The organism is Kordiimonas sediminis, from assembly GCF_014656395.1.
GTDB lineage: Bacteria > Pseudomonadota > Alphaproteobacteria > Sphingomonadales > Kordiimonadaceae > Kordiimonas_A > Kordiimonas_A sediminis.
Window position 1 is genome coordinate 143621 of record NZ_BNCI01000001.1, and the last position, 22291, is coordinate 165911.

A 22291-nucleotide genomic window follows, 5' to 3' on the forward strand; every position below is an offset into this window, starting at 1 on the left:
GACATGATCACTCTTAATCACATCAGGAAAAACACCTCAGGCAGCATAACCGTAGAAACTGCTTTGATTCTGCCCATACTAATATTAATGTGTATGGGAACAGTTGACCTTGCTCTTGCCATCAATCAAAAGATGATGCTTTCCAATGCGGTGCGGGCGGGCATGCAATACGGTATCGTCCATAAACCCATTGATGGTGATTATTCTGAAATTCTCGCAGCTGTCCGTAACGCGCTGCCAGACTCAGCCAGAAACACTGTAGTCCTGACATCCTCAATGCACTGCAGTTGTCTTGATACAAATAACGCTATTGCATGCGTTAATTCATCTACAAACTCAGACACAATCTGTGATGACGGTTCCTTGCGCGCATCTTTTCTGAAAATTGAACTTAGAGCCACATACAATACACTTTTAAACTATCCTGGTGTTGTTGATGGCGGGCAGATTAATTTTCAGGAAGAAATTAATGTTCGTCTGAACGGAGGACACTAATGAATACAATTCTGAAAGATACACTTTCCGCTTTTCGCAGGGCCCGCAGCGCTGAAGATGGCGTGATGGCAGTTGAATTTTCAATATTAGCCCCAGTATTTATTGGCGTCATATACATGATAATCGAGGTTGCTTTTATGACATATAGTCTTTCAGCAACCAATTATGCTGCGGAACAAGCTACGAGGTACGCTGCTGTCAATTATAATGCTACACCTGCGGAAATATCTGCTGTCGCCAGTCGAAATTTGCTTGGCCTGCACTCAGACAATGTAGAATCAATTGTGGTTACAAACCCAGCCACAGGAAACACTAGAAGTGTAAGCGTAAGTATTACCTATCGTTACACACCCTTTTTACCTGTTCACAAATTATTCGGCCGTAAAATTGCGCAGGAAGGTTTCTCCATTACAAGTTCATCACGTGGGTTTACATCCTCTTTGGCCTCCAACCTCCCCGGCTCTGTTTCTGGGCCATCGTCATAAGGCGCAAATCAGCCCGGCTTCTAAAAATTAAGATTCTCTAGGCTTAAAATGCCTAGAGAATCGCTTCCCCCGCTCAATCCCCCCTCTAAACAATACTTTGTCATTATCAAACATTCTGGCTTACTATATTCCAGTCAAAAGGAAATACTTGAACTTTGACGCGTATTTCATGCCCTGACAAGTATGAAGTGTACACTCGCACAAGCAAAAAACCCACTCTAGGTTTCATTCCACGCGCCAAATAACCCTTATTTTTCAAGGAGTAAGGAATCTGGATAAATTTTTATCTATTTTTTAGACAAATATCTTGTAACCATATGTAATATATGTATTTTTTAAATGACTTAACTAATTGTTAAGCATTGGTGTACAATATCGTTGTCATCGAAACTTTGGTAGCTGGAGAAATAAAATGACCAAATTGTTGAAGAAACTACGTAAGAATGAAGAAGGCGCGACTGCAATCGAATACGGTTTGATCGCTGCTCTTATCGCTGTTGTAATCATCACTGCACTGACAAGCGTTGGCAGCAACCTGTCATCTACTTTCAGCAGCATTGCTAATGCGGTATCAAGTGCTAACAACGCTGGCACCAACTAATTTGGGCCGACTGATACTGATCAGAAATATATACTTCTGATTTTATAGCCGCTGGAAGTAAGCTTCCGGCGGCTTTATTATACCGAGACACTAAAAACACATATCAGGCACATTAATGAGTTTAGTATTCGGAAGCATCTATCTACTATCAGCAGGCTTACTGTTGGTGGCAGCATACACAGATTTTAAGGACCGTCTGATCCCAAACTGGATTTCAGTAGCCCTGATCTGCCTCTATGCGATTCTTGCTGGCATGCTGATATGGTTCGCCGATTCCTCAATCTTACCCACGCTTGTATATCCCTTTGGGGTTGCAGCCGCTGTGTTTGCTTTTGGTTTGTTTTTATTCGCCAAAAACATCATGGGCGGTGGGGACATTAAGCTTTTAACGGCGATGAGCCTGTTCGCGGGAACCCGATTCATAGGTAGTTTTCTTATTTATACTGCTATTATCGGGGGAATTATTGCTTTAGTTATGGTAATCTATAAACAAATAGTGCAAGATTCTGGTAAGAAAGCGTCGCAAGTACCTTATGGAATTGCGATTTCGCTTAGTGGGGTTTGGGTTTTGTATCAAAAATACATACAATTTGATCAATAATGCATACGAACCATTAACCTTGGTAGTGCCATAGTATTCGAACTGCTAGAGAATCAGGGAGTAGCAGGTCATGAACGGAAGAAATATAATTTTATTGATCGCAGCAATTGTTGGGGTCGTTTTGGTTGTTATTCTTACGCAGTCCTTCCTTGAAGGAGCACAGCGACAAGCAACGACCACCGCACAGCGTCCAGTTGTTGCGAATGAGCAAATCATGGTTGCTGCAAGGAAATTGCCGCGCGGTACAATTCTGACTATTAAAGACTTTAAATGGCAGGACTGGCCCAAAGACGCCATGAACCCAGCCTATCTACAGCGAAAAACCAGCAAAATGGAAGATCTGCAGGGCAAGGTGGTTTTGGATACTATTGCAGAAGCTGCACCCATTACCCAAACATCGCTTGTATCGATGGGCCAGCGTGGTTACATGGCGGCAATCCTGACCCCAGGAATGCGCGCTGTCACTATTAAACTGAATTCAATCGCAGGTGTTGCGGGTTTCATTTTCCCTGGTGACCGTGTTGATCTGCTGCTGACACAAAACATCCCTGACCCAAAAACCGGTATCGCTAAAAACATCACAGAGACAATTCTGGAGAATGTGCGCATACTGGGTATCGATACCAGAACAGAAAAAGCTGAAAATGTTGCACGTCCAGGCAAATCGGCAACCATTGAAGTGACACCAAAGATTGCGGAAAAGCTTGCAATCGTGCCCCGTCTTGGAAGCCTTTCTCTTGCCCTGCGCCCACTAGCACAAGAAGGCGAGCCCGATGACCAGATCATTGAAACGGCTGTGCTGGAACGTGCTTATACAGAATCAGCCGAGATTTCCCGTTTCCGGACGAAATTCAACGAAGAATCTGAAGAAGAAAAGAAGAAAAACACCTTGATTGTGCGTCGTGGTGGACGGATGCGTCAGATGGAAATTGATGCTGATAATGAGATCGATCGCGCAAGAGCACAGGGAGAGGCGATCGGGGAAGCATATGCCCGGGCGCAACAAGAATCAGCCACACCCGTAGAGGGCCAGGCAGGCGATGTTGATGATGAGGGGACGGATCCATGAGGAAAGCTCTTAGGCAAGCAGGGCTGATAACAGCAACAGGTTTACTACTTAGTGTTGCTACCCCTGCTCTTTCCAGTGACATTAATCAGGGGGCTGACATTATTCCCCCGGCTGAAACAATTCTTCCGCTTGAGGCAAGCAAAGGAAAGTTGATCAGACTAAGTCGCCCCGCAACAGAGGTTTTTGTTGTCGACGCGTCTGTAGCTGATGTTCAGGTTAAATCTAATCACCTGATCTATGTATTTGGTAAAACGCCGGGTGAGACCACCTTGTACGCCATGGACGAAAATGATCAGACCATTTACAGCACGACCGTGCAGGTTACGCGCAACCTGAATTCCCTGAATTCATCTTTCGCACAACTTCTGCCAGACCGTGACATCCGGGCACGCATGCTGGGCGGTGTTATTGTCATTGACGGTGCCGTTGCATCCCCCGAGGAGGCAGACACAGCAGAAAGCCTTGCCCGTGCAACTGTCGGTGAAGAAGGACAGGTTTTAAATAAACTCAAAATCACCCAACCAACACAGGTAAACCTGCGTGTTCGCGTTGCCGAAGTATCTCGCTCCGTCCTGAAAGAGCTTGGCTTTAACTGGGAAGGTGGTTTTTTCAAGTCTGGTTGGGGTATTGGCCTGGCACAGGGCCGGGATATTGTTGAAACAATTGCCGACCCTATAACCGGCCTGCCAACCAAAATTTTCACTTCTGGCGAAGCACCGAGCATATACGGTGATATCGTTGACATTGGATCTAACCATGTTCTGGACCTCAATTATGCCATTGATGCTCTCGACAACAACGGCATGATCACAGTACTTGCGGAACCTAATCTGACCGCAATGTCGGGGGAAAGCGCGAACTTCCTCGCGGGTGGTGAATTTCCGGTTCCTATCCCTAACAGGAACGGCAATATCGCCATCGAATATAAGCAATTTGGTGTTCGGTTGGACTTTAGCCCAACGGTTCTCAACACAGGTCGTATTTCCGTCCATGTTCGCCCTGAGGTTAGTGAACTTTCTTCAGCCGGCGCCATTGTAATTCAGGGGATTAGTGTTCCTGCGCTAAGTTCCAGAAAAGCGGAAACAACGGTTGAACTGGGATCCGGCGAATCATTTGCAATCGCGGGGCTTATTCAAAATACCACGACGCAAGCTGCGGATAAAATCCCGGGACTGGGTGATATTCCAATCCTTGGTGCACTCTTCAAGTCAGAGCAGTTTAAACGCAACGAATCAGAGCTGCTGATTGTCGTAACTCCGTATGTGGTACGACCGGTATCTGATCGCCAGCTAAGCCTGCCCACAGACGGTTTTGTGGCGCCGGGTGATATGGAACGCTATCTGAAAAACCGGCAGTGGAAACCAAATGTCGCTAACAAAGCTGGCAAAAGCGATGCTGCCCAAGGGCCATCCCGCAAGCAGCGCGCTGGCTTCCAGCTGAAGTAACAGGAGGAAATCATGCAAAAAGTACAGAAAGCTCTTCGTCTTCTCGTTCTTCCCGTTACTGCCCTCACGCTGGGTGCCTGTAATGGTCAGGACTATGGTCTTGCTAAGACAGCAGACAATGAAATACGTGGCAGCGTCCAGATGGTACGCTTGCCGTACCGCATAGCGGCGGAACCTGACGGCACAGATACACCGTCCCACGTAACCTATGCGGGGCTTGATAAATTCCTCGCCAGCATTGACGTTGGTTACGGCGATGTCTTGTTGCTTGACTCTGGCGCAGGCACTGCGCCTGGACGTGCAGACGCAATTGCCTCCTTCATCAAGGCCCGCGGACTTGAATATGGCGGTGTACAGGTTTTGGGTCCAAGTCCCCTGGACGGTGATTTAATCCTGTATGTTGAACGGCATATTTATGAGCCACCAGCCTGCGACAACTGGGAAGCAGAATTAACCGACGACCGCAGAAACAACCCGGCAGCTCGACATGGCTGTGCGAACGAACGCGCTCTTGGTCTGATGGTAGCGGACCCCCGGGACCTTGTAGGTGGTAAAAAGGGTGAAACCAGAACAGACCCTTCCGTCAAGGCCGTCGCAGCGGACCGTGCACGCGCAGCAAAAGCTGGTGCCTTCTCGACAACGAAGAACTAAGGGTAAGGTCTAGACACATGAGTGATAGGAAAAATACACCTGTGGGATCTCGCGAAACATTCGCAGCCTATATATGTGATGAACTAAGCAGCCAGCTAATCGCCCCGCATGCAAATGACCGGGGCTGGAACCCTGAAATGATATTCCAGGGTGGTATTGCAGCCGCCGTTAGGGCGCTGGGCGCCATGAGTTGCCCGGAAGTCTTAATCGTAGATATTTCTGACAGCCCCGACCCTCGGGAAGACATGCAGGCACTGGCCGAAGTATGTGAGGCCGATACTGTCGTGATCGTTCTTGGCACGATTAATGACGTGACTTTATACCGGGACCTGCTGCAGGCTGGTGTACTGGACTATATTGTCAAACCTCTCACGTCAGAGATCGTTCACGAAGTCCTGATGGCAGCAGAAGATGCACTTCATCTGGATGAAGACGCAGGTGATCAGGCGCAGGATCCCAACAGTCAAAAGCGCATTGTCTGTGTAGATGCTCGCGGCGGTTTGGGTTCGTCTACACTTGCCGCAAACCTGGCATGGATACGCTCCTCAGAGCTGCGAGAGCCGACAATCCTTCTGGATATGGATACATATTTTGGTACATCTTGCCTTCAGTTTGACATTGAGCCTGGTCGCGGCCTGGCTGATGCACTGGAAAACCCGGACCGGGTGGATACGCTTTTCCTGGAACGTGCCGTTGTAAAACCCAATGACAGGCTTTCTGTTCTAGCCGCAGAAGCCCCTATTGGGTCAATGGAACAACCACCAGCAGATGCGTTGGAACGCCTTATGGAAGCGTTAGGCGAAAATTATCAGACAGTCATTGCTGACATTCCGCGGAATATCATGGGCAGCAACCCAGATATTCTTACCGGTGCGACAGATGTTATTATTGTTACCGACCTTAGTCTTGCTGCTGCGCGCGACTGTATTCGCATCCGGACGCACATTTTGAATTATTCACCAGCTGCACGCATTCACCTTATTCAGGGAATGCAGGGCAGATCACCGGACGAAGTGAACAAGGTCGATTTTGAAAATTCCGTGGAAATGAAGATTGTCGCGGAGATTCCATTTGATTCAAAGGCAATGCTTACAGCGGCTCAAAAAGGCTCTGTCTTGGTTGATGCGGCACCATCATCCAGACTTTCAGGTGCTATTCATGATATTTCGTCTCTCTTCGGAGCGAATGAACGCGAATCATCTGCAAAACCAAAGTCATGGATGAAGAAAATTCTTTCGAGGTAAGGAAGATTACAGTTCGAAACACTGTGACTATAAGTAGTGGGTAGGGATATAAAACAATGAAGCCTCAGGCATTTGGCAAAAAACAGAAAGGCACACGACGTTCTTCGGGCGGCTTTGGGCGTGGATTAACCCCGTCTCCACAACAGTCAGAACCAAAAGAACTTGACCTTGATTCGCTCAGTTCCTCACCAGAGGCTGAGAAAATCCTTGCTGTTAGCCAAGACCTGGAGCCGACCTCAACTGCTGCTGCTGAGACAGTAGACATGCTTGCAGATCTTGCTGAAGAACGCTTGGGAACACAGTTCTCCAAGGCTGACATTCGCATGGCAACGCAGGCAGAAGTCCTGAATAAACTTGGCGCGCTTGTGGACGATATATCCTCGGCAAATGCTATTGTCCCGTCCGATCAGCAGCGGTCAGATATTATTACCTATCTCCTTAATGAACTGATCGATACCTACGGTGCTATTGGTGAACAAGCCAAGGCCGAAGACAAGCCGAAATCCAAGAAAGAAGCTGATAACAAGAAAACGCTGGAACAGGCTAAGGCTAAAATCCATCCCCTACTGATGGAACATATTGACCCGGCTGCCGCAGCGGAATTACCGCGCCCAGAACTTGCTGAACAGGTTGGTGAGGTTGTTGGAGAGCTTTTGGTTCAGGAAAAAATCAACCTGAACCTAAGCGAACAGCGCAATCTTGTATCGCTGCTTCTTGATGATATGCTTGGTCTTGGGCCGCTTGAACCGCTTCTCGCGGACCCGGAAGTCTCTGATATTATGGTCAATGGCCCTAATCAGGTGTATGTGGAACGTAAAGGCAAGCTAACCCTGACGGACGTTACTTTCCGTGACAATGGGCACCTTCTTAATATTGCCCAGCGTATTGTGTCCGCGGTTGGCCGACGTATTGATGAAAGCTCACCGATTTGTGATGCACGTCTTGCAGATGGTAGCCGTGTAAACGCCATTATCGGACCACTAGCAATTGATGGCGCTTCAATCTCTATTCGTAAATTTTCCCAGGATAAGATTACGCTCGACAAGATGCTGGACTTTGGCAGTATCTCACCACCACTTGCAAAGGTTCTGAAAATTGCAGGGGCTTGTCGATTAAACATTCTAATCTCTGGCGGTACCGGTTCTGGTAAAACTACCATGCTGAATGCGCTGTCTCGCATGATCGATGCAGGCGAACGTGTTGTCACCATTGAGGATGCGGCGGAACTACAACTGCAACAGCCGCATGTGGTTAGGCTGGAAACACGGCCAGCAAACCTCGAGGGCCAAGGCGAGATTACCATGCGTGATCTTGTGAAAAACGCCCTTCGGATGCGTCCTGACCGTATTATCCTGGGTGAGATCAGGGGCGGCGAGGCAATTGACATGCTCCAGGCGATGAACACCGGGCACGATGGCTCCATGGGTACTATTCACGCGAACCGCCCCCGGGAAGCCCTGACCCGACTGGAAAATATGGTCAATATGGCGGGTTTGAATTTGCCGCCAAAAGCAATCAGGGAGCAGATTGCAGGTTCCCTTGACATGATCGTTCAGGTTCAGCGTCTTCGGGACGGTAGCAGACGTACAATCTATGTAACCGAAGTCGTTGGCATGGAAGGCGACGTTATCACGACGCAGGATCTGTTTAAGTTCCAGTTCACAGGCGAAGACGAAAGCGGCAAGCTCATAGGTGAATTCCGGTCCACTGGCGTCCGTCCTCACTTCCTAACCAAAGCAGATTATTTTGGACTTGGTCGCGCACTAATGGAAGCAATGAGCGAGTAGAGGCATGCAATTTAGTAATACCGACATTATTCTACTTGCGTCCGGCTTAGGACTGCTGATTGTTCTTGGAGCCGTTTATTTCCTTATGGAAACGCTGAACGGTACGCGCAAACAAAACTCCCGCAAGCTGGAAATGTTCAAAGCCAAGTTTGGCAATATGCCTATGTCAGCCAAGGCGCGTTCTATTCGCGTCAAGTCTGATGAAGAAGGCCTGTCGGCAATGTTGGCTAAACTATTGCCCAACAAAGACATCATTGAACAGCGGTTGAAGAAAACCGGCAAAGATATTTCACTGCCACAATATGCTCTCTTCAATGCATTTGCTGCGATTGGAGCCTTCTTTGTCTTTATGGTCGTACTGCAACTTATGCCGATTTTGGCAATTGCACTATCAATCATCGTTGGTGTGGGTCTGCCGCACATGATCATTGGTAAAATGGTTAGCTCGCGCATGGAAAGATTCACTGCCCAGTTTCCAGAAGCACTTGACCTTATGGTCCGTGGTTTGAAGTCCGGTCTGCCTGTTAACGAGACTATCATTTCTGTGGCCGAAGAGGTAGAGGCCCCCACGGGCGCTGAGTTCCGCAAAATTGCTGATGCCATGCGCTTCGGCACACCTTTGGAACAAGCTCTGTGGGAAGCAAGTGACCGTCTTGATACAGCTGACTTTAAGTTTTTTGTTATTAGTCTGGTCGTGCAGAGGGAAACAGGGGGTAACCTTGGTGAAACCCTTGGTAACCTATCAAACATTCTTCGCGCCCGTCAGGCGATGAAGCTTAAAATCGCCGCTCTGTCATCAGAAGCCAAAGCATCTGCATGGATTGTCGGACTTCTGCCGTTTATCATGGCTGTCGTCCTGCTCATGCTCAATTATGATTATGCAATCATATTATATACCGATCCGCGTGCGCAGATGGTCGGCATTGGCGCTTTGCTCTGGATGGCTATCGGGGTCTTCATTATGGCGCGTATGATTGATTTCGATGTTTAGGGATTAAGGCACAGAAACGATGACTGAAATTTTTGGAATCCCAACGATTGATATTATCTCTTTTGCAGCAGGTGCCGTTGCCTTGCTGTTTTTGATTGTGATTTATCAGGCTTCTCTTGCTCGTGATCCAATGAAAGACAGAATCAAAGCACTGCAAGGCAGGCGGGATGAGCTGAAAGCTGGCTTAATTCGCACAAACCCGCGCAAATCCAGCATCAAAAAAACTGACAGTATTGATATGCTGCGCAGTATCGCAGACAAGCTGAAGCTGTTGCAGGATGAGAAGACCCAGCAGCTTACTATGTCACTGGCTCAAGCCGGATACCGTAGTAATGATGCATTGGTGATTTTTCAGATATCCCGTTTGGTGATGCCTGTCGTGATGGGTGTTACTGGTATCATCATGTTTTACGGCCTGAATGTAATGCCGGACCATGCCACGTATCATCCATTCTATGCAGCCGGTATGGTTTTTCTGGGCTTTAAAATGCCGGATATCTATGTCACCAATATGAAGCAGAAACGGTCTGATGCAATTCGTCTGGGCCTGCCTGATGCGCTTGACCTGTTGGTCGTCTGTGCCGAAGCAGGCTTAACTTTGGACTCTGGCTTGCACCGTGTTGCCTCGGAACTCGGGCGCGCCAGCCCAGAACTTGCTGAAGAGTTCTCACTGGCTGCAATTGAGCTGGGCTTCCTGCCTGAACGAAAACAAGCCCTTTTAAACCTGGCTAACAGGATTGACCTTCCGACCATTCGCGGGGTTGTTACAACGCTGATCCAGTCAGAAAAATATGGTACACCGCTTGCCACGTCCTTGCGCGTTCTGTCTGCCGAATTCCGGAATGAGCGGATGATGAGAGCGGAAGAGAAAGCAGCACGTCTACCTGCTATTTTGACGGTACCCTTGATCCTGTTTATCATGCCAACGCTGTTCGTTGTTCTGATGGGCCCTGCTGCCTGCAGTGTCAACGACAACCTAACGTAAGCTCGGCATAGGCACGAAACAATTGGCTCCGACATTATCCTATCTGGGTGATTCGGGGCTTTATTCTGCACAGTCCCAAAATGGACCAACTTCTAATCTAACGATTAAGCAGGTATGGTTAACAGGGCCATGCTACCCCGGTTTTCGATAACATTTCAGGTCAGAAAGCGTTATTTGTAAAGAGAATCGTTGACCCAAGCGCCCAAAAATGGTCTTTTAGGAATTGAGAGCGGACGCGACTCGACTGCGTCCACTCCTATTGTGATTACCTTTGTAATCACAATATCCTCGCTGTCGTGACTCGGGCCGGGTATTTACCCGGCCATTTTTTTGACCACATTCAATTCTGATGGTCGTCACCAGCATATACATGCACAGTATTCTCGATTTTAGAAAGAACCCCGCCACCCTTATATTTCTTGTCAAATGCATGTATCTATTTATTATTGCTATACACATTAAACTGACAAAATTAATCGAGCCACTGAATGAATTTTCCTCCGACCTTCAAGCAACTAAAATATTTGGTGATGCTCCATAAGACCTTGCACTTTGGCAAAGCTGCCGAGATGAGCCATGTCACACAGTCAACATTGAGTGCTGGCATTCAAGAGCTTGAGAACCTTCTTGGCCTGCAGCTTGTAGAACGCACCAAACGGTCGGTCATGTTTACTGATATTGGCAACAAAATTGTCAGCCGTGCACAAAATATTCTGAATGAGATTGAAGATCTGACGGACCTTGCAGCCACGGCTAAGAACCCTCTGTTCGGTACGCTCCGCATGGGGATTATCCCAACCATTGCACCATTCCTGCTACCGCGGATTATGCCTGCTTTAGGAAAGTCTCTGCCGAACCTGGAATTTCATCTGCGAGAGGATAAATCACAGACCCTGTGCGACATGATGCGTGCCGGAGAACTGGATGTAATTCTATTTGCACTGCCGTTTGATTGTGGCGATGTAAGCGAGATGCCTCTGTTTGAAGACCCCTTCTATGCGGCCTTCCCGCTTGGGGCAAACGCACCAGAGCATCTGACCTCCAGCAGGCTGGATAAAGAACGCCTGCTACTTCTGGAAGAAGGTCACTGCCTGCGGGACCATGCGCTGTCGGCCTGCCGTCTGGTTGGAAAGAACGCCAGAGAAGAATTATCAGGCACCAGCCTGCATACTATCATTCAAATGGTGGCTAACGGTGCCGGAGTTACCTTGCTGCCGGGCATGGCAGTCGACGCTGGGATTACGGCGGGCGTTGATGTAAAAATAGTACCATTTGAGGGCATAAGCCCCACCAGAACCATCGGACTTGTGTGGCGCAAGAGCTCCCCACGAGCAGAGACCTTCAAAGCCGTTGGAAACTGCATCAAAGACGTTATGGAACCTAATTAAGTACTTGCACCTTAAACGTCACCCCCCGAAGGTGCAGGCAAACGCCAGACCCACCCTTCCATCAATTCTGTTCGCCCTTTTGAACTGACAACATTTTCGCCCACTTCTGCAAAACCCAGTTTCTGCAATATCCGGCCGGAAGCAGGGTTATCCTTTGCAGTCCCGGCATATATATCGCCGGAGACACCATTAGCCCGGGCCAAGGCAATAATCGCGCGCGCTGCAGCTGTTGCCAGCCCCTTGCCCCGATACGCATGCCCTATCATATAGCCAATCTCTATTTCCCCGTCTTGATTGGTGAAATAGGAAACATGACCGCACAGTGCCCCGACACTGTCTAGTAGCCCCCTATGAACAGCACGACCAAGACTTTCTTCCGTTTCGTGCAGAGCCACCCAACCACGAACCCATTCAAGAGTTGGGTAAGGCGGAATGCTGGCCGCCATGGTCCACACGCTTTCATCACAGAGAAGCGTATACAGTGTCTGAATATTAGCTTCGGTAATTCTGGTCAGTGTAACAGTCATTTTTTCCAACGATCTGAGAGTCTCTTTGGACCCAATATAAAAAGGCCAGGATACTATCCCGGCCTTTCCATTTGTCTTCAAGCACTATTTAGCGATTGAATGCCGGCGATCTGGACGGTGCCATATAGCGGTCGCGCAGTTTTGTCTGCCGTGATACCAGTGGAATTTCTTCCCCCATGATCAACACGGCATCAGGACTGGAACTGATCTCAATCGGATCACCATCCCAGACCACTACATCTGCATCTTTACCCGCAGCCAGAGTGCCGTAACTATCTGCAATGCCGAAAATCTCAGCAGGGTTAGTTGTCATCGCTGCCATGGCATCTTCCCACGGCATGCCGTTAGCCACTGCATTTCCAGCAAATTGCGGCATCAGTCGAGCATTATTCGATCCGCTGCCAACAAAGCCAACCTTCACACCGGCCGCATTCAGGCGTACAGCATTCTTCATGGTTGCTCCGAGCGTATCAAACCCGCCAGGCAGGTTTGTCATAGCATTGACAATGACAGGAATGTTGGCGGCAGCCAGCTTGTCTGCGACCATCCATGCTTCTTCCGCACCCGATAGAATAACATCCACACCATGTTTTTCCTTCAACCGGATCATAGCCAGAATGTCTTCTTTACGAGATGCCTCGACATAAAGCGATGCATCCCCAGACAATACACGTTTTAAGGCGTCTTTTTCTGGGTCAGGCTTATCACTTTTCTTCTTGTCATCATCACCGGAAGGTTTTTCTTTAGCGCCTTCCAGTTTGGTATCCAGTGCTGTTAGGACAACCGCACGGCTGTCACCGGATTTAGCGATAGAACCTTGTGACAGGCTAACACCTACAAATGCCTTCCCACGCACAACAAGATCCTGGCCTTCGCCATTACCCAAATGGATCACAGCCCCCTGACCCAGCCAGAAGTCACTGGTGCTCTGGAAGCCCGTAACCGCACGGGTTACACCTTCGACACGTGTATTCGGGATAATCACACTATCCGCATTAAGGGCGGTGGTAGCATCCAGCGCAATTGTGCTTGGTGCCTTTTTCACAGTCGCATCATTCACGCCTGAATTTGACGGTACACCATCAAGTCCCAAAGCGCTTCCTGACACCATCAAACCAGTGGTGACCCACTTGCCAGTTGCATCAATAACCCGGTAGCCAGACGGCACTTCACCACCTGCCTGTACTGTTTTAATTTTGCCGTCAGACACAAGAACGGTGGCATTCTCTATTTTACCAGAACCACCATTTGTATAGGCCGTACCGCCAGTGATTGCGATATCCTCGGCTGATACACTAACCGACAACGCCAGTGTGGCTGTTGCCGCCAACAGGGATTTCAACTGTCTCATTTCGTGTCTCCTTCCCCAGGCATACCAAGTTCAAAATCGCTTACAGGGTTACTGTCAGGATTATTGCGGTCAAAAACCACAGCACCATCGACAAATGTAATCTCTGCCTGTGAATAGACACTGAACGGGTTACCTGACCACAAGACAACATCGGCATCTTTGCCAACGTCAAGTGTGCCTGTCTGCTCCTCAACCCCCAGAGACTTTGCAGGGTTCAGGCTGAGCCATGTCCATGCGGTTGCTTTCGATATGTTCAAGCCTGCCTTATTACCGTCTGCCAGCGCCTTGGCTGCTTCCTGATTAAGACGCTGGATACCGATATCATCATCCGAATGGACAATCGCACAGGCACCCGCATTATGAACCAGCGGAATATTTTCCTTGATACCGTCAAACGCTTCCATCTTGAAGCCGTACCAGTCTGCCCACATAGCAGAACACGTACCGGCATCACGCAACCGATCCGCAATTTTGTAACTTTCTACACCGTGGTGGAAGGTACCTATTTTAAAACCGAATTCCTTGGCAACATCCAACATTGTCCCCATGTCATCAGCACGGTAACAATGGTTATGGACGATGATCTCACCTTCCAGAATACCCGCGATTGTATCCATCTTCAGATCACGTTTCGGCGGAACAACATTTTTCCCCGCCTTATAATCCCGCTCATACTGTTCCCAGCGCTGAATATAATCCTGCCCATCAGCAAAAGCCTGACGGAACCCGGCAACATTGCCCATACGGGTGTGCGGACGCGCCAGTATCGGGTTATTCTTACCGCCGCCGTAAACACGCTTCGGGTTTTCACCACAGGCAAATTTAACACCGTATGGTGCACCTGGAAATTTCATATCCTGATTGGTACGTCCCGGCACATTCTTAATAGTAGCACTGCGGCCACCGATCAGGTTTGCGGAGCCTGGCAAAAGCTGCAGCGCCGTAACACCGCCTGCCGCTGCACGCATATATCCTGGATCCTGCGGCCAGTTACTGTGCTCTGCCCACACATCCGCTGTTACTGGCTCCCCTACTTCATTGCCATCAGAATGAGATCCCGTGCTTGGACTTGGATAAACCCCAAGGTGGCTATGAACATCAATGATGCCCGGCGTTACCCATTTACCGGTCCCGTCAATTACTTTAGCCCCGTCCGGCGCAGTCAGGTCCGTGCCTACGGCCTTAATCTTGCCGCCTTCCATCAGGATAGAGCCGCGCTCAATCTCGCCGCCCTTGCCGTCATACATGGAAACATTTGTAATGAAAGTGGTTTCGCTTGGTAGCGGTGTATAGGTGGATGCAAATGCATCGACATTGCGCTCGACAAATGCGCCTTGCTCAGCCTCCCCGCCACATGCGATCAGCGCAAATGACATGGTGCTGACCAGAAGCGCAGAACGCAGCGCTGTGCGATCTTTCTTCAGTCGTATCATACTTATTACCTCCCAGAGTTGGCCCCACTGGACTGACTATAGTCCAAAAGGGAAACCAGAACTGTAAGGGGCAACGAGAGAGTGTCAACCACCGGGTCAACAAAAGTTTGTTATAAAATCGCCAAAGCAATCACCACTTGGGGTTTTCGTGCTCCTCAAGCATATTTAGAGCGCATCGTAAATTTCATACTCACGCTTTAGCATACTGCGACAAAGCACCTGGTCTGCCGCACTGATTGCATCATCTATTTTAGGAGAAGTATTGTAATTAACCATTTCGAGTTGCTCGCCAACACGTTCACTAATAGCAGATACGCATTTTTCAATTTCTTCATACTTGAAAATAGACATATCGCCCAAACGGCCTTTCGCATCTGTCACAAAATTGCACTGATTGCCCACCCTTGCGAAGGGCGGACGATCATCAGAAAAATACGCGTCAAGAAACTCATGCCAAGTTATGTGTCCTGTATATTCCCAATGCCCAGGCTGCACTTCAGGCGAAATGGCGTGTCTTTGCCGAAATCTATACCAGCTAAAAAGCCAGTCTGTTGGCTCTCTGAACAAGCAAAAAACCTTATAATCAGACAGGTCTTCCTTGGTCATGAACTCAAGATAAGGTTCAACATATTTTTTATATTGTCTGTAATTTGTGTGACGTAAGCGATGGTCCACTTTTGCCGATAAGGCAGCAAAGGGTTCTAAAACATGCACCAACGAGGATGAAGCACATTTCCGATTAGAAAGAAAAACGAACTTATGTTTGGTAGAAATTATCATCGCACATTATGTCTTTAAAATTAATGTCAGGCCCAAGAGTGAGCCTGACATCTATATCCCTGAGGCATTGATCACAATAATAAAGTTAGTGAATGCCGTGCATATATTTTTTCATCAGCGGTGTCAGGATGAAAATAAACACACCAAGACCAATACTGATGAAGCCAATAGTGGTGTAAACTTCCATCGTGGCAGCAATATCCAGAGTGCCAGAGTCTGCACCGTGACCACCGCCACCCGTCAGACTACTGATCCAGCCCGCAACATTATTACCAAGCGCAGTGAACAGGAACCACGTCCCCATTACCATGCCAACAATCGTCTTCGGGCTCAGCTTGGTCACCATAGACAGACCAACCGGACTTAGGCACAGTTCCGCCACTGTCAAAGACAGATAGATCCACACCATCCACAACATGCTCTTGCTTGTGCTGTCATCAAGGCCCATACCCCAGCTAAAGATCACATACCCAAGACCGATCAACAGCATGGCAATACCGAACTTGCCTGGTGTTGATGGCTCGATCCCTTTACGGGAAAGCGCAACCCACATCCACGCAAAGACAGGTGCCAACAGGACAATAAAGCCAGGGTTCAGTGACTGAACGGTAGACGCCGGGATTTCAAATCCAAAGACAACACGGTCAAATTGCTGGTCTGCGAGAAGGGTCAGCGACGCTGCCTGCTGTTCAAACAGTGCCCAGAATACACTCTGCACCGCGATCAGGAAGCTTGCGACAATCAACCGGTTTCTGGCTTCTGCCTCGCATTTCATAAAGCCATACGCCAGCATAATGCCCAGCATAATAATACCGGTTACACCAAGAAGACTAAGAACCAGTTCATCATATTGCAGCATGATCCAGCTGATCAGAACCAGGACGAAACCAAACAGATACACAGCCCATTCTTTATTGATTGGACCAACTGCAGATTCTTTCAGCACCTCAGGCTTTGGTGGCTCTGCGCGACCTTCAAGCAGTTTCTGCCCGCCAAGGAAAACAAGAAGGCCAAACAGCATACCAATGCCTGCCAGACCAAAGCCGTAGTTCCAGCCGTATACTTCGCCGACGTATCCAACAAGGATGGTGGACAATACAGAGCCCACATTAATACCCATGTAGAAGATCGTGAAGCCACCATCGCGGCGTGGGTCATCCTTGCCGTACAGCGCCCCTACAATGGTGGAAATGTTTGCCTTCAGGAAGCCAACACCGCCAATGATAAGTGCCATGGCAAAGAAGAAAATATTGATATAAAAATCATTCCGTACAACGGCATCGCCGTCCATATAGGCTTGTGGCCCATGGAATGCCATCAGCGAGTGCCCTGCCACAAGCAAGAGCGCCCCGTAGGTCACAGCCTTACGGCTACCCAAATACCGGTCAGCCATATAGCCACCAATAATTGGCATCATATACACAAGGCCTGCATACGCCCCGTAAATCATGCTCGCTTTACCAGCAGAGAACAGATGATATTTCGTTAGATACAGAACCAAAATGGTACGCATGCCATAATAGGAAAAGCGTTCCCACATTTCTGTCAGGAAGCAAACCGTCAGCCCGATTGGATGGCCCATGAATTCCCGTTCCTGGGAACCAGCCTTCATCGCTTCCGGTGATAGTTTTGAATCAGTCATTTCTATCCCTTGGATTATAGTATTATAGACCTCGAAAGGTCAGTCCTCCCCACCGGGCTTATACCCGGCCAAAGCCCCGCGAAAACGAGGCAACAGGCTTTCTAAAAAACACAGCTTGCCGCCGGTGAAAAGTAAAATCGGTGTTAATCACCAAAATTCAGGGATTTTCGGGAGATTCATTCGTGTACTGGTTGAGAAAATCTAAAAGTTCCCCGAAATACACCCTGCGGTCCTGGGCGCGTATTAGTGTATGCCCGGCACCTTCAAGGGTTATGAAAGTATGATCCTTGTCGCGGCGGTTCAGGATATCCGCCATCAAACGCCCCTGAACATACGGAACATTCTGATCAAGCGTTGCATGCAACATCAAGACCGGCACCTTAATATCCTTTGCCACTGCGATGGGAGATAGATGCCGCAATTTGCGGTCACTGTTTTTGCCCCGGATACGCGGCAGTGTCTGCATGCTAAAACGGCCCGTTGCCAGATATTCAAGCAACAGTGGCACCGATGTCACCCCGTTATAACTGGCTGCACAGGTAATCAGATCACTGTCTACCGCAGCAGACATAAGCGCCGCATAGCCCCCATACGATCCACCCGCCACACAGAGACTATCCGTAGACGCATAGCCATTTTCGTGCATCCACATAAGGGCAATACGGACATCGCGCTGCATCCTGCCGCCCCATTCACCGTAACCGGCCCGGCGCCAACTTTCCCCATACCCGCTTGAGCCGATAAAATTCGGCTGCAAAACGGTATATCCGTTCAGCGCTAGCCAGCTAACCAAGGGGTTAAACTGCGACTGCACCCGTTTAACCGGCCCGCCATGGATCAGAACAACCGCCTTGTCCGACTTTTGGCCCGAGGCTGTCGTCAATATCGCCTGCATCGGTCGGCGCACCATATCCCCACGCTTACGACGTTCGGATACGGCGCGGTCAATCCAAACCTCGGTTTGCAAAATCGCATTCGCGGCCAAAAGCGGAGAAGTGTTTTGCTCATAGGGCCAGAAGGGGACGATCTCAAGCGTGCGACGGTTTAAACGGTAGTAGCGTGGGTGCGTATGAATTGGTTGTGTGCGGACAACCAGATACCTGCCGTCTCTCGACCCGCCGATGAACCTGATGCCCGGCTCCTTGATCGCGGCTTCTATTGCCGCCTGATATTGTTGCCACGCGGGCTGCCCTAATCGCTGCTCTGGACCAAAGGTTCTTAAATGTACCCCTGCATAAGCACCGCTGGCGGGGTCAATGATGGCGCCTGCTATGTCATAGGTCTGATCGCTCGCCAGCCGCGACAAATACTTGCCATTAGTCAGATCATACCGCCATAGCTCTGCCGTATCACTATCATGTGCGGACAAAACAATTGCTGTCTTACCGTCCGGGTTTACATGCTGCACTTCGAAATAGGGATCATCAAAAACATCCCATTCAACGAGCTTTCGCCAGCGCATCTCATCCGCAGCTGGCTTGAAGGATTGCCCCTCTAAAACGTCGGTATTGCCCCCAATGCCATCATCTCGAACGAACAGCATTTTCTTGCGGCCCGCTATACCGGTACCAAGCACAATATCGCCGTCCCGTGTGCCCCACCATATGAAAACTGGCTGGCGCGGCGTCTCCATCTCGGTTATCTCGCCTGAGGAAAGATCGACCCGGTACACTCCGGGATAGCTGGCTCGCGACCCTGATGACCACTGCATCAAAATTCTATCATTGTCATTTGCTACCGAAGAGACAAGGGAAACACCGGTTCTGTTTGCCTGATCAGCATCCAGCAGGGGACGCAAAACTGCCACCTGCGCATTAAAAGTCCAGATACTTTCATCCTGTCGGCAGATCAACAATACAGATGGCCCTACCCAGGACATCCAGCGAACATCCTCTCTGGTCAGCTCGGTAATGACGCCCAGGTCAATCCCCTCGTCCGGATTCCAAACGGCCAGGCGCTGGTCATCACCCTTGCGAACCAGTGCCGCGACGTACGTGCCATTATCGGATAAAGTGACAGAGCTGACAGGAGAGTGCGCCACCAATGCTTCCAACAGTGGTAAATTGGGCTGAGGTCTATCATCTACAGATGCGGCGGCGGCAAGTTCGGCCGCAGCGTGCCCAGACGGCTCCTCTGCCTGCCCCATTACGGAACCCGGCTGCGCTGAGACCCGCCCGAGGCCGGACAGGATTATCAAACATAACAAATATTGCTTCATGGCTTGATAATAGCAAAAGCGAACGACTTGTCAGCGATACATTTTTAAATTGCTACCAGTTAAACACTGATCGCACCCTTAGACAGCAAAAAGGCCGCTTACACGGCCTTTACATCTATACTATTGATCCTGCCTAGTAGGCAGTCTTGCGTGGACAGATATTAGCTGTCCTCAGACCGGCAACCATAAGAAATGCTGCCGCCTTCTTCTGTCTCGTCAATGACAAACGTTTCCATGTCGCGCGGACAACTGAATGTCACCCGGTCACCGTCCGGCAAGGTCAGGGTCATGCGGTTCTTATGCTTATAGTCGTCGTCATCGTAACGGGAGATGCCTTCGTCAGTTACGACAAATGCACAAGCGCTTAAACTTAGGGCAAGTATAGATAGACTGATGGCGTTAGATACCAGTTTCATAGTTTTTTCCTCGTGTCGTTTCCCGGACTATTGTGTCCGGATATTTTTATTAGACCCCTTCTTTACGAGGGAACGGACACGAGTTCAACTGTTTTTAAAAACCAACACGCAAACCAAGCATGATCCGCTGCCGCTGCGCCAGTGTTTCCAGGCCATCAGCAGAAAGCGCCGATACTACCTTGCTATCAAAGAGATTGGTGGCTGACACCTCTGCTTCTATTCCGCCAGCGATGCGGTACCGAACCGACGCATCAACTGTAACAATAGTATCAAGCCTGCGTTCGTTCAGAGCATCATCATACTGCGAAGACTGATACCGCAGCCCAAGAGTGGATGAAACCACGTCACCTTGATAGAGCGCCGTTACACTTGCCGAATGGCGGGGTGTCTGAACGGGACGCTTGCCGACAACCTCAGGATTATCATCAAACGCTGTCACCTTTGCCCGCGCATATTGGTATCGGCCAACTATAGAGAAACTGTTAGTCACAGATAGTCCTGCTTCAAGTTCTGCGCCGTCTGTAACCGACCGGTCCACATTTGCCCGTTGCCGCAGCACGCCGCCCTCCGGGACAAATCCGCCAAGTTCATAAAAGCCCGGACCATACCCGATGGTAACTGCGCTAACACCGTCTTCAAGCCACGCACGGTACAGCCCCGCATAGATATAACTGGTATCCGAATAGTCGTGCCTGATGCCTGCTTCGATGCCGTATAGTTTTTCAGGTTTCAGAAACGGATTAGCCTCGGTGATATCATTGCCCACACGGAAAGGACGGTAATATTCATTGATAGTTGGCAGACGCCATGTACGGTACATCGCCCCGGTAATCTGGGTGTCTGCATTTTGCTGTGCGCTCTCTGTCAGGGAATAGGAAAACCCAATCCGGCCAGATGGTATCCAGTCCGCTACATCCAGAATAGCGTCTTCCCGCAACAGGTCACCGGTTGCAATGTCTGTTTCTTCCCTTACGCCGTTATAGGTTTTATAGCGATCCAGCCTCGCACTAAAAGACACTTCAGAACGACCAAACTGCCGGGTCGTTTCCCCGTACAGGCCAACCGTCCACTGGTCGCCACCAGCCCGCCGGTTACGGGTAAATCCTGCACCTAGATTACGGAAATCTTCGTGCACTTCACCTGACAAACTGCGGCCATCCAGCCCGATTTCAGAGGTTCCAAACTGAAGGCGAGCCAGCAGCCCGATACCGCGACCGGGCACATCATACTGATTAAGCACCGCGCGTTCAGATGTTCGTTCATCGCGGGCCGCCGCGAAAGTATTTTCAAAATCCTGTGTGCGGTAATATGCCAACACTTCATAACGCATGTCCTGCCCACCACTTACCCGCAGGGAAGTATCAATCGTCTCGGTCGCGTTTGGAGCCGCCGCTAGTCCGTTGATACGGTTTTCTTGATACCAGCGCAGCGTAGTCACAATATCAGTTGTGCCAAAGCTCGTACCAGCCCGCGCAGAAATGTATCCCACATCACTGGACGCCGGTACATCAATGCTGCCGCGCTGATCCGGAGACAGCAGATAAAAACCGTCCGTTTCTTCGTACCCTGCTCCTAAGGTGACAAATCCTGCGTCACCCACCAAAGAATAATGCCCCGCCAGATCAACCGTCTCAAACGAACCAAACCGCCCATGGGCAGAACCGCCGCTTTCTCTTGGGCGCAGGCTTTCCAGTTCCACCACCCCTGACAAGGCCTGTGACCCGAATGCGCCGCTACTACCGCCGCTACGAACAGTGGCTGTTTCCAGTAAGTCGCCATCAATAGCAGACCAGTAAACCCAGCCGCCAAAGGCATCATTTTGCGGCACCCCGTCCAGGGTCACCAGAACACGTCCTGCGCCATTCGCGCCAACGCCGCGCATCGTCAGCCCCTGTGTCGTTGGGTGCGCCGAGTAACTGTCAGCCCGCCTGAATAATGAAATACCGGGGATAGTGGTCAGCATCTGGTCCACCCGCATCGGCGTTTCTGTCTGAATATCCAATTGGGTTTTCTTTTGTCCTGTGTCGACAAAGGACAAGCGCTGGCCAACAACTTCGATTGTCTCGAGAGACTCCGGCGCCGTTTCCGCAGACATTGCGCCAAAGGATACCCCAGTGATTACAACACCACTAAGAAGCGCTACACCCGATATTCCTGTCAGGCTTTTTCCTGTCACCTACTT

The 22291-nt window shown here is 49.6% G+C and carries 20 protein-coding genes; 12 read left to right on the plus strand and 8 right to left on the minus strand.

The genetic code is table 11. The features are described from left to right. Positions 1-3: 3 nt before the first annotated feature. The 12 genes from IE181_RS00610 (at position 4) to IE181_RS00665 (ending at position 11742) form a co-directional block, all read left to right on the plus strand. Positions 4-495, plus strand: a complete 492-nt coding sequence (locus IE181_RS00610) for a TadE/TadG family type IV pilus assembly protein (RefSeq protein WP_191249627.1) — start codon at positions 4-6, stop codon at positions 493-495. Continuing rightward, on the plus strand, positions 495-980 hold the full coding sequence (locus IE181_RS00615) for a TadE/TadG family type IV pilus assembly protein (RefSeq protein WP_191249628.1): 486 nt from the start codon (positions 495-497) through the stop codon (positions 978-980). Before IE181_RS00610 ends, IE181_RS00615 begins: the two co-directional genes overlap by 1 nt. A gap of 412 nt (positions 981-1392) precedes the next feature. After that, on the plus strand, positions 1393-1581 hold the full coding sequence (locus tag IE181_RS00620) for a Flp family type IVb pilin (protein ID WP_191249629.1): 189 nt from the start codon (positions 1393-1395) through the stop codon (positions 1579-1581). Positions 1582-1696: 115 nt separating this feature from the next. Beyond that, on the plus strand, positions 1697-2182 hold the full coding sequence (locus IE181_RS00625; RefSeq protein ID WP_191249630.1) for an A24 family peptidase: 486 nt from the start codon (positions 1697-1699) through the stop codon (positions 2180-2182). Between the two features lie 70 nt (positions 2183-2252). Next, the gene (cpaB, locus tag IE181_RS00630; protein WP_191249631.1) at positions 2253-3251 is read left to right on the plus strand and encodes a Flp pilus assembly protein CpaB; all 999 of its coding nucleotides are present in this window, start codon (positions 2253-2255) and stop codon (positions 3249-3251) included. After that, complete coding sequence (locus IE181_RS00635; protein ID WP_191249632.1) at positions 3248-4696, plus strand: type II and III secretion system protein family protein; 1449 nt, start codon at positions 3248-3250, stop codon at positions 4694-4696. Before cpaB ends, IE181_RS00635 begins: the two co-directional genes overlap by 4 nt. A 12-nt stretch (positions 4697-4708) precedes the next feature. Beyond that, complete coding sequence (locus IE181_RS00640) at positions 4709-5347, plus strand: CpaD family pilus assembly lipoprotein (RefSeq protein WP_191249633.1); 639 nt, start codon at positions 4709-4711, stop codon at positions 5345-5347. 17 nt (positions 5348-5364) lie between these two features. Beyond that, on the plus strand, positions 5365-6591 hold the full coding sequence (locus tag IE181_RS00645) for a CpaE/TadZ family protein (protein WP_191249634.1): 1227 nt from the start codon (positions 5365-5367) through the stop codon (positions 6589-6591). A gap of 56 nt (positions 6592-6647) precedes the next feature. Next, complete coding sequence (locus IE181_RS00650) at positions 6648-8378, plus strand: TadA family conjugal transfer-associated ATPase (RefSeq protein ID WP_191249635.1); 1731 nt, start codon at positions 6648-6650, stop codon at positions 8376-8378. A gap of 4 nt (positions 8379-8382) precedes the next feature. Next, complete coding sequence (locus IE181_RS00655; protein ID WP_191249636.1) at positions 8383-9369, plus strand: type II secretion system F family protein; 987 nt, start codon at positions 8383-8385, stop codon at positions 9367-9369. A 19-nt stretch (positions 9370-9388) separates the two neighbouring features. After that, positions 9389-10354 (plus strand): type II secretion system F family protein, encoded by a 966-nt coding sequence (locus IE181_RS00660; protein WP_191249637.1) that lies wholly within the window; start codon positions 9389-9391, stop codon positions 10352-10354. 488 nt (positions 10355-10842) lie between these two features. Continuing rightward, positions 10843-11742: a hydrogen peroxide-inducible genes activator gene (locus IE181_RS00665; RefSeq protein WP_191249638.1), complete on the plus strand. Its 900-nt coding sequence runs from the start codon at positions 10843-10845 to the stop codon at positions 11740-11742. Positions 11743-11753: 11 nt separating this feature from the next. Here IE181_RS00665 and IE181_RS00670 read toward each other — a convergent pair whose 3' ends face one another. The 8 genes from IE181_RS00670 to IE181_RS00705 form a co-directional block, all read right to left on the minus strand. Next, positions 11754-12269: a GNAT family N-acetyltransferase gene (locus tag IE181_RS00670; RefSeq protein WP_191249639.1), complete on the minus strand. Its 516-nt coding sequence runs from the start codon at positions 12267-12269 to the stop codon at positions 11754-11756. An 88-nt stretch (positions 12270-12357) separates the two neighbouring features. After that, positions 12358-13620 carry an amidohydrolase family protein gene (locus IE181_RS00675; RefSeq protein WP_191249640.1) on the minus strand — a complete coding sequence of 421 codons (1263 nt, stop codon included), beginning with the start codon at positions 13618-13620 and terminating at the stop codon, positions 12358-12360. Further along, complete coding sequence (locus tag IE181_RS00680) at positions 13617-15053, minus strand: amidohydrolase (protein ID WP_191249641.1); 1437 nt, start codon at positions 15051-15053, stop codon at positions 13617-13619. The genes IE181_RS00675 and IE181_RS00680 overlap by 4 nt, the downstream gene beginning before the upstream one ends. Before the next feature lie 165 nt (positions 15054-15218). Then, positions 15219-15833: a sulfotransferase family 2 domain-containing protein gene (locus IE181_RS00685; RefSeq protein ID WP_191249642.1), complete on the minus strand. Its 615-nt coding sequence runs from the start codon at positions 15831-15833 to the stop codon at positions 15219-15221. A gap of 85 nt (positions 15834-15918) precedes the next feature. Next, positions 15919-17475, minus strand: a complete 1557-nt coding sequence (locus IE181_RS00690; protein WP_191249643.1) for a peptide MFS transporter — start codon at positions 17473-17475, stop codon at positions 15919-15921. Between the two features lie 157 nt (positions 17476-17632). Next, the gene (locus tag IE181_RS00695) at positions 17633-19621 is read right to left on the minus strand and encodes an alpha/beta hydrolase family protein (protein ID WP_191249644.1); all 1989 of its coding nucleotides are present in this window, start codon (positions 19619-19621) and stop codon (positions 17633-17635) included. A 233-nt stretch (positions 19622-19854) separates the two neighbouring features. Beyond that, the gene (locus tag IE181_RS00700) at positions 19855-20109 is read right to left on the minus strand and encodes a hypothetical protein (RefSeq protein WP_191249645.1); all 255 of its coding nucleotides are present in this window, start codon (positions 20107-20109) and stop codon (positions 19855-19857) included. A gap of 94 nt (positions 20110-20203) precedes the next feature. Further along, positions 20204-22285 carry a TonB-dependent receptor gene (locus IE181_RS00705; RefSeq protein WP_191249646.1) on the minus strand — a complete coding sequence of 694 codons (2082 nt, stop codon included), beginning with the start codon at positions 22283-22285 and terminating at the stop codon, positions 20204-20206. Positions 22286-22291: the final 6 nt, after the last annotated feature.

Coding starts and splice junctions, on each gene's coding strand:
- IE181_RS00610 (WP_191249627.1), top strand. CDS start 4: ATGATCACTCTTAATCACATCAGGAAAAACACCTCAGGCAGCATAACC.
- IE181_RS00615 (WP_191249628.1), top strand. CDS start 495: ATGAATACAATTCTGAAAGATACACTTTCCGCTTTTCGCAGGGCCCGC.
- IE181_RS00620 (WP_191249629.1), top strand. CDS start 1,393: ATGACCAAATTGTTGAAGAAACTACGTAAGAATGAAGAAGGCGCGACT.
- IE181_RS00625 (WP_191249630.1), top strand. CDS start 1,697: ATGAGTTTAGTATTCGGAAGCATCTATCTACTATCAGCAGGCTTACTG.
- cpaB (WP_191249631.1), top strand. CDS start 2,253: ATGAACGGAAGAAATATAATTTTATTGATCGCAGCAATTGTTGGGGTC.
- IE181_RS00635 (WP_191249632.1), top strand. CDS start 3,248: ATGAGGAAAGCTCTTAGGCAAGCAGGGCTGATAACAGCAACAGGTTTA.
- IE181_RS00640 (WP_191249633.1), top strand. CDS start 4,709: ATGCAAAAAGTACAGAAAGCTCTTCGTCTTCTCGTTCTTCCCGTTACT.
- IE181_RS00645 (WP_191249634.1), top strand. CDS start 5,365: ATGAGTGATAGGAAAAATACACCTGTGGGATCTCGCGAAACATTCGCA.
- IE181_RS00650 (WP_191249635.1), top strand. CDS start 6,648: ATGAAGCCTCAGGCATTTGGCAAAAAACAGAAAGGCACACGACGTTCT.
- IE181_RS00655 (WP_191249636.1), top strand. CDS start 8,383: ATGCAATTTAGTAATACCGACATTATTCTACTTGCGTCCGGCTTAGGA.
- IE181_RS00660 (WP_191249637.1), top strand. CDS start 9,389: ATGACTGAAATTTTTGGAATCCCAACGATTGATATTATCTCTTTTGCA.
- IE181_RS00665 (WP_191249638.1), top strand. CDS start 10,843: ATGAATTTTCCTCCGACCTTCAAGCAACTAAAATATTTGGTGATGCTC.
- IE181_RS00670 (WP_191249639.1), bottom strand. CDS start 12,269: ATGACTGTTACACTGACCAGAATTACCGAAGCTAATATTCAGACACTG.
- IE181_RS00675 (WP_191249640.1), bottom strand. CDS start 13,620: ATGAGACAGTTGAAATCCCTGTTGGCGGCAACAGCCACACTGGCGTTG.
- IE181_RS00680 (WP_191249641.1), bottom strand. CDS start 15,053: ATGATACGACTGAAGAAAGATCGCACAGCGCTGCGTTCTGCGCTTCTG.
- IE181_RS00685 (WP_191249642.1), bottom strand. CDS start 15,833: ATGATAATTTCTACCAAACATAAGTTCGTTTTTCTTTCTAATCGGAAA.
- IE181_RS00690 (WP_191249643.1), bottom strand. CDS start 17,475: ATGACTGATTCAAAACTATCACCGGAAGCGATGAAGGCTGGTTCCCAG.
- IE181_RS00695 (WP_191249644.1), bottom strand. CDS start 19,621: ATGGGGCAGGCAGAGGAGCCGTCTGGGCACGCTGCGGCCGAACTTGCC.
- IE181_RS00700 (WP_191249645.1), bottom strand. CDS start 20,109: ATGAAACTGGTATCTAACGCCATCAGTCTATCTATACTTGCCCTAAGT.